Below are 7,339 nucleotides of genomic sequence, written 5' to 3' on the forward strand. Positions count from 1 at the left end.
GCTGTAGTTGGTCCCAAGGGTTGGGCTGTTCGCCCATTAAAGTGGTACGCGAGCTGGGTTCAGAACGTCGTGAGACAGTTCGGTCCCTATCCGTCGCAGGCGTAGGAAATTTGCGGAGATCTGCCCCTAGTACGAGAGGACCGGGGTGGACATACCTCTGGTGTACCAGTTGTCCTGCCAAGGGCATAGCTGGGTAGCTATGTATGGAAAGAATAAGCGCTGAAAGCATCTAAGCGCGAAGTCCACTTCAAGATAAGATTTCCCACCGTAAGGTTAAGATCCCAGGAAGACTACCTGGTTGATAGGTCAAAGGTGTAAGTGCAGTAATGTATGTAGCTTATTGATACTAATAGATCGAGGACTTGACCAATAAATACGATGGACGTCAAAGTTTACTAAATATACTCAGTTTTGAAGGTACAAACTTCAATTAAATATGTGGTTATTATAGCAGAGAGGATACACCTGTTCCCATACCGAACACAGAAGTTAAGCTCTCCAGCGCCAAAGGTACTTGGTGGGAAACTGCCTGGGAGAGTAGGAAGTAGCCACGTAATAAGCTCTAGCATTTATGCTAGGGCTTTTTTTATTGATTAAAGTTCTAGAGTATCAATTTGAGTATTACCAATACTTGCATCGTTTGAATATAATCTATAAGTTAAATACACCAGATAAATAGGAATTAATGCTTACCACGAAATAGAGATATACCATATAAAGTGGAAACTATCTGTAGCATGAAATAAAGATACACCAGATAATGTGGTATTAAAGTTTGTAATAAATAATAGACCTACCATACTAGGTGTTTTATAATAAAAGTTCTAAAGCATCAATTTGAGTATTACTAATACTTATATAATTTGAATATAATCTATATCTTAAATACACCTCATAAAGAGGAATTAATGCTTACTAGGAAATGGAGATATACCATATAAAGTGGAAACTATCTGTAGCATGAAATAAAGATACACCAGATAATTCTGTAGCATGAGATATAGATCTACCATATAATGTGGTATTAAAGTTTGTCATAAACAATAGACCCGCCATATTAGGTGTTTTATAATAAAAAATCCAAAGTATCAATGTGAGTATTATCAATACTTATATCATTTAAATATAACCTAGAAGTTAAATATAACCATATAAATTAAAATTAATGCTTACTATGAAATAAAGAGATACCATATAAATTAGAATTAATGCTTACCACGAAATAGAGACATACCATATTCAAGTGTTAAGTACCTTCATCATGAAATAAAGAAGAGCCATATAAAGTGGAAACTATCTGTAGCACGAGATTAAGATACACCACATAATGTGGCATCAAAGTTTGTCATAAATAATAGATCCACCATAGTATGTCTTTTATAATAAAAGTTATAAAGTAACAATTTTAGTATTATCAATACTTGTATCGTTTGAATATAATCTAGATGTTAAAGATACCATATAAAGTGTTAAGTACCTTAACCATGAGATAAAGATACACCATATAAAGTGGAAACTGTCTGTAGCATGAAATAGAGATATACCACATAAAGTGGAAACTGTCTGTAGCATGAAATAGAGATATACCACATAAAGTGGAAACTATCTGTAGCATGAAATAGAGATATACTCCCTAATATGGATACATCTGTATTCTGAAAAAATAAATACTACATAAGATGTGGAATGGATTTACCATAAATAAAAAAGGACTAGTAATTATCATACTAGTCCTTTGGGTTATAAATCAATTAATATTTTTTAAATATTTTCTACAAGTAATTCTTCCTAGTTATTTTTAGCATCTTCCATTGCCTTTGTTCCGTTCTTTTGAGCATCATCCAATGCCTTGTCAATATCTTTTTCTCCGTGGAATACAAGATCTATTTGCTTGCCTAATTCATCAAGTGCATTGATACCACCGATATTTCTAGTTCCTTGGAAGCCCTTGTCAAAGCTATCAAAAGATAATTTTTTAATTGGTTTTTCATCCAATACTTTCTTGAAGACAGGGTCATCTTTTGCAGAAGTTCTTACAGGTATATAGCCAGTTTCAGCAGCAAAATAAGCTGTATTTTCACTGTTAGTTAAGAAGTGTAGGTACTCCCAAGCAGCTTGTTGTTCAAGTTTGCTAGCAGTATTGAAGATAGCTATATTAGTACCATAGTATAGTTGTGCATCATTTTTATTTCCTGGAAGTGGAGCAGCATTTATTTTTATGCCGTCAGCAGTTCCTTCTTCTATATAAGGTAGGGCAGAAGTAGAAGCTATACACATAGCAGCTCTTCCATCTTGAAGTGGAACGTTGGCGTTTTGATCATCACCTGCAAATCTAGCTGTTTTTTCCTTGAACATTGAATCTAAAAATCCAACTGCTTCTTTCATTGGCTCTGAGTTAAAGTGTAGCTCATTAGTTTCTTCGTCCATTGTGCTACCTCCAGATTGAACCACCCAAGGTGCTATATCTGTAGATAGATTATTTGCAAAAACAGTTCCATATACTTCAGGATCACCATCTTTATTTTCATCAACTGTTAATTCCTTTGAAGCTTTTTTCCATTCTTCCCAAGTCTTTGGAACTTCTATACCTTTTTCTTTTAACATTCCTTCATTGTAGTAAAGCACCATCTGGCTCTTATTTAGAGGTAGTGCATACTGCTTGTTATCCCAAATACCATCATCTAAAAATATTTTAGGTATATCTTTTTTCTCTTCCTCAGTCATACCTGTTTCTTTATCATTCATGTATGGGTTTAGGTCAGTTACTAAATCCTTAGATACATACCAAGATAAACGATTTGAATAAACTTGTGTCATAGTAGGCAACTGTTTTGCTTTTGCTGCAGCCATTAGCTTATCAAATAAGTCTAGGTAGCCTCCTTGATTTACAAGCTTTACCTTCACATTAGGGTTTTGCTTCATAAAATCATCTGTAATTTTTTGAATTGCTTCTTCATTGACTCCGCTCATAGCGTGCCAAAAAGTTATTTCAGTATCTTTGTTGACTTTGGTTGCCAACATTTCAGTTTTAGTAGATTCTTTTGAATCATCTTTTGCTTTTTCACTACCGCATCCAGCTAGTGTAGTCGCAAGCATAGTGCAGCATAAAGCTATTGCTAAAAATTTCTTTTTCATAAAATACCTCCGTGAATTTTTATTTATCCTTTAATTCCAGAACTACCAATAGATTTTACAAGATACTTTTGAGTAAAAAGATATATTAAAATTATTGGAATAGTCATAAGAACAGAAAAGGCCATTAAAGTGTTATATCTGACTCCAGCTTCAGTTGAAAATGCAGCAGCACCAACAGGAAGAGTTCTCATATCAGTACTATTTGTAACTATTAGTGGCCAGATATATGAGTTCCAACAGTTAATAAACTTCAAAATAGCGACAGAAGCAAGTGTTGGAATAGAGCAAGGAATCAGTATAGTAAATAAATACCTTAAATCAGAACATCCATTTATTTTTGCACTCTTGTAATAGGATTTAGGTAAACTGATAAATTGCTGATATATAAGTAAAATAGAAAAAATACTTGTACACCAAGGCAGAATTAAGGCCTTATATGTATCTATCCATCCAAATTTACTTAGTGTTACATAGTTTGGTATCATTAAAATTTCGCCTGGAATCATCATACAGGCAAGTAAAGTTGCAAGTAATATTTTCTTAAAGCGAAAATCTATATGTGAAAATGCATATGCCGCAAGTATGGATGTTAGTATATCTCCAAGAGTGACAGCAATAGATATAAAGACACTATTAAAAAAGTATCTATTAAAGGGAACCGACTTAATCGCATCTTTAAAGTTTTCCCATTTCCAAACAGTTGGAATCCATTGTGGCGGCATTTTCAATACTTCATTTGAAGGTTTAAATGCAGTAAGCAACATCCAAATAAATGGCAATGATACCCATATCAATCCTAATATGAGGATGATATATGAAATAATGCCTACTAGGCTATGTTTTTTATTGGTCATTTTAAACTCCTAAATCTTAAACTCAATCTCTATCCATTGCTTTTATAATCAAAAACTGAATCAATGTCACCGCTAGTATTATAATAAACAGGATAAAGGCTGCAGCTGCAGCAGTGGCAAATTCCCAATGTCTATAAAATTTATCGAATATATAATAGACTATTGTGAGTCCACTTCTTAATGGCCCTGGCTTTTGTTGATACATTATATATATTTCATCAAATAATTTGAAAGATCCAATAAGGGATGTAATAAATAAAAATATCAAAACAGGTCTAATAATTGGGATAGTAATATTAAATATTCTTTTAATATTATTTGCACCATCAATTTTTCCTGCACTAATGTATCTTTTGTCCACATTTTGAAGTCCTGCAAGAATAATTATGATTTTATATCCAAGACCCTTCCAAATGCTTAGAACTATTAGCATAGGAATAGTCATATTAGGATCTGTAAGCCAAGCAATCTTTGGCATTCCTAAAACTGCTAGCAAGGCATTGATTAAGCCGTAATCTTTGTTGAGCATCCATTTCCACATAATTGCTATTGCAGTAGTAGAAGTAACAAATGGAAGAAAGTATACACTTCTAAAAAACTTTTTGAACTTTATATTAGAGTCTAAAATCAAAGCAAATACTAGCGCGAATATAATTCCAAGTGGTACAGAAAATATAGCAAATACAAAGGTATTTTTAAGTGCTAGTAAAAATTCTGGATCTTTAAGTACAAATGCAAAGTTATCTAGTCCCATCTTTTCTACATTTCCAGATAGGTAATCAAACTTAGTATAAAAGCCCATTAGAAAAGATTTAATAATGGGGTATATTTGAAAGACCGAAATTATAAGTAGTGATGGTAGGAGATAAAATAGGGCTTGAATGTTTTTATTTTTGATTCTTTTCATATTTAGCCACCATTTATCTCATTAAAATCATCTAGGTTTTCAAAAAATATATGGATTAGTTTACTTTGCAGGCGAATTCTATCTCCTACTTTAAGTTCCTCACTACAACTGCTAGAGCAAATCCAAGATTCATCTCCTAAATTAAATTTAATATATGCTTCTTTACCCAAAGTTTGTATGCTTTCTATAGTAGACTCTATAGGACCTTTATCATCTATATACAAATCTTCAGGTCTTATAGCAACAGTTAGTTTAGTTTCTTCGTTTTTTTCAAGTCTTTTTATATCAGGACAATTTACTGTGTGATTTTTCAAGTTTAGCTCTATATCAGTCTTATCAAGTAAGATTTTATTATTAGTTTTGCTTGCTTTAATCAAGTTAATAGGTGGATTTCCCAAAAACTTAGCTGTAAAAATACTATTTGGAGCAAGATAGAGATCCATAGGAAATCCATATTGAACGACTTTGCCTTTATTCAATAGAAGGATTTTGTCTGAGATGCTCATAGCTTCTTCTTGATCGTGAGTAACGAATATAGTAGTAATATTAAGTTTTTTTTGAAGTGACCTTATGTCATCTCTAAGCTTGATACGCAGTCTGGCATCTAAGTTTGAAAGGGGCTCATCTAATAAAAGTAAGTCAGGTTTTTTTACCAAAGCTCTTGCAATTGCAACTCTTTGCTGTTGACCACCTGATAATTTTGCTGGTTTTCTTTTCAGTAAGTCGCTAATATGAAGTAACTTAGATATGTTTTCGACCTCAAGTAGACGATCTCTTTTTTTCATGCCTTTCATCTTTAAGGGAAAAGCTATGTTGTCTTGTGCACTCATATGTGGATACAGTGCATAATCTTGAAAAACCATACCTATATTTCTATCTTCTGCCAAAACATTGTTCACATTTATATCATCAAAATAGATATTGCCGTCAGTGGGAGAGTCCAACCCTGAAATTAGTGATAGGCTAGTACTTTTTCCACATCCACTCGGTCCAAGTATGGAAATTAAAGATCCATCCTCTATTTCTATATTAATATTATCTACTGCCTTTGTTTCTTGAAAAACTCTGGAGATATTTTCTAGTTTAATCTTCATATTCCCCTCCAAGAAGTCTATCTAGAGTATTTTCATCAAGTGGAATTATTGGGAGTTTAATTTTTTCTGCTTCTAATAGTTCTTTTAGTACTTTTATAAATACACCATATTCCTTTTCATAAGAGTAGTCCTTAAGCATCTGATTTAAATCGGGATTTGATGAAATTTCACCCTTCCAATTAGATGAAAAAGAAAAATCAACTCCACAACTAGGGCTACCATTTACTCCTACAATGCCTAAAATTTCCACATTATCGTCTCTTAAGTACTCTTTTAGCTGTAATATGACGGTCTTTAAAATATTTTTTGAGTGATCTATAAAAAAAGGATGTTCAAACTGTTCTCTACTATGACCCCAACGTTTTGAACCATACATTATAAATTCGGGGCAGGGTAGTTGAAATAGCTGAATATCTTTATCAAAACACTCTTTTAAAAACTTCTTTCTATTTATGTCTTCTTTTGAACCTTCTTTATTTCCAAAGTAGAACACTTTAGAAGATGTATTCAAAAGGCAATGACTTACTATAATTAATTTTTTCAAATCTTACACACCTCTTTCTATATAGATAAATACTTACATAAAAAGATAAAGTAATTTATTTACTTTATTCATTATTTTTATATTTATATGTAATTTTATGCACAAATATATTATCTTATAGAATCTAGCAATATAAAGCTTTTTAATAAGATAATATAAATATACTATAGCACTTTAGATAGAGTATTTAAATATATATGCAGGATAACGATATTATGTTTTTCTATATTAAGTAGCAAGCTTATGTGATTAATCTATACGCTAGAATTAAATAAAAAAAGATTTAAAAAAGGCTTGCATTTTATAATGAAAGATGGTATATTATTACTTGTCCTTGAGACGCAGATAAAAATAAAATTTAAAAGAACTGATTCACTTGAAAATAAAAAATAAAAAAGTGTTGACAAAAACTTTTAAAAATGTTATTATTAATAAGTCGTCAAAACACGACACACAATGAACTTTGAAAATTGAACAGCAGGTTAATTCAATAAAGCTTTTTAAATAAAGCATTTGAAATTAACTGTTTAAACAAGCAAACTTGTTTAAACCACAAACAAACCAAGCCAGATATTTCGAGATAATTATCTGAGCAGACAAATTTTTTAACGAGAGTTTGATCCTGGCTCAGGATGAACGCTGGCGGCGTGCTTAACACATGCAAGTCGAGCGCGGTCCCTTTGGTGCTTGCACCAGAGAAGACTGAGCGGCGGACGGGTGAGTAACGCGTGGGTAACCTGCCCTATACACATGGATAACATGCTGAAAAGCATACTAATACATGATAACGTACACTGATGGCATC

The 7,339-nt window shown here is 32.4% G+C and carries 5 protein-coding genes and 3 rRNA genes; 3 read left to right on the forward strand and 5 right to left on the reverse strand.

Annotated elements, in window-relative coordinates; genetic code table 11:
* Positions 1 to 370, forward strand: a 23S ribosomal RNA gene (locus UF10_RS09135); the annotation flags it as partial.
* Positions 371 to 437: 67 nt separating this feature from the next.
* Positions 438 to 554 (forward strand): 5S ribosomal RNA (gene rrf / locus UF10_RS09140).
* A 1,234-nt stretch (positions 555 to 1,788) separates the two neighbouring features.
* Here the strand turns inward: rrf and UF10_RS09145 are convergent.
* From UF10_RS09145 to UF10_RS09165, 5 genes are all read right to left on the reverse strand, one after another.
* A complete protein-coding gene (locus tag UF10_RS09145; protein WP_106777489.1) occupies positions 1,789 to 3,135 on the reverse strand; it encodes an ABC transporter substrate-binding protein in 1,347 nt (448 codons plus the stop codon).
* Between the two features lie 23 nt (positions 3,136 to 3,158).
* Positions 3,159 to 3,989: a carbohydrate ABC transporter permease gene (locus UF10_RS09150; protein ID WP_106777490.1), complete on the reverse strand. Its 831-nt coding sequence runs from the start codon at positions 3,987 to 3,989 to the stop codon at positions 3,159 to 3,161.
* A gap of 22 nt (positions 3,990 to 4,011) precedes the next feature.
* The gene (locus tag UF10_RS09155) at positions 4,012 to 4,791 is read right to left on the reverse strand and encodes a carbohydrate ABC transporter permease (protein WP_330403961.1); all 780 of its coding nucleotides are present in this window, start codon (positions 4,789 to 4,791) and stop codon (positions 4,012 to 4,014) included.
* Positions 4,792 to 4,898: 107 nt separating this feature from the next.
* Entirely contained in the window at positions 4,899 to 5,990 is a 1,092-nt protein-coding gene (locus tag UF10_RS09160; RefSeq protein ID WP_106777492.1) for an ABC transporter ATP-binding protein, read from the reverse strand.
* A complete protein-coding gene (locus tag UF10_RS09165) occupies positions 5,980 to 6,534 on the reverse strand; it encodes a CD3072 family TudS-related putative desulfidase (protein ID WP_170062478.1) in 555 nt (184 codons plus the stop codon). Before UF10_RS09165 ends, UF10_RS09160 begins: the two co-directional genes overlap by 11 nt.
* A gap of 604 nt (positions 6,535 to 7,138) precedes the next feature.
* Here UF10_RS09165 and UF10_RS09170 point away from each other — a divergent pair.
* Positions 7,139 to 7,339 (forward strand): 16S ribosomal RNA (locus tag UF10_RS09170); the annotation flags it as partial.

Origin of the sequence: Peptostreptococcus russellii (assembly GCF_003012055.1) — a bacterium.
Lineage (GTDB): Bacteria > Bacillota > Clostridia > Peptostreptococcales > Peptostreptococcaceae > Peptostreptococcus > Peptostreptococcus russellii.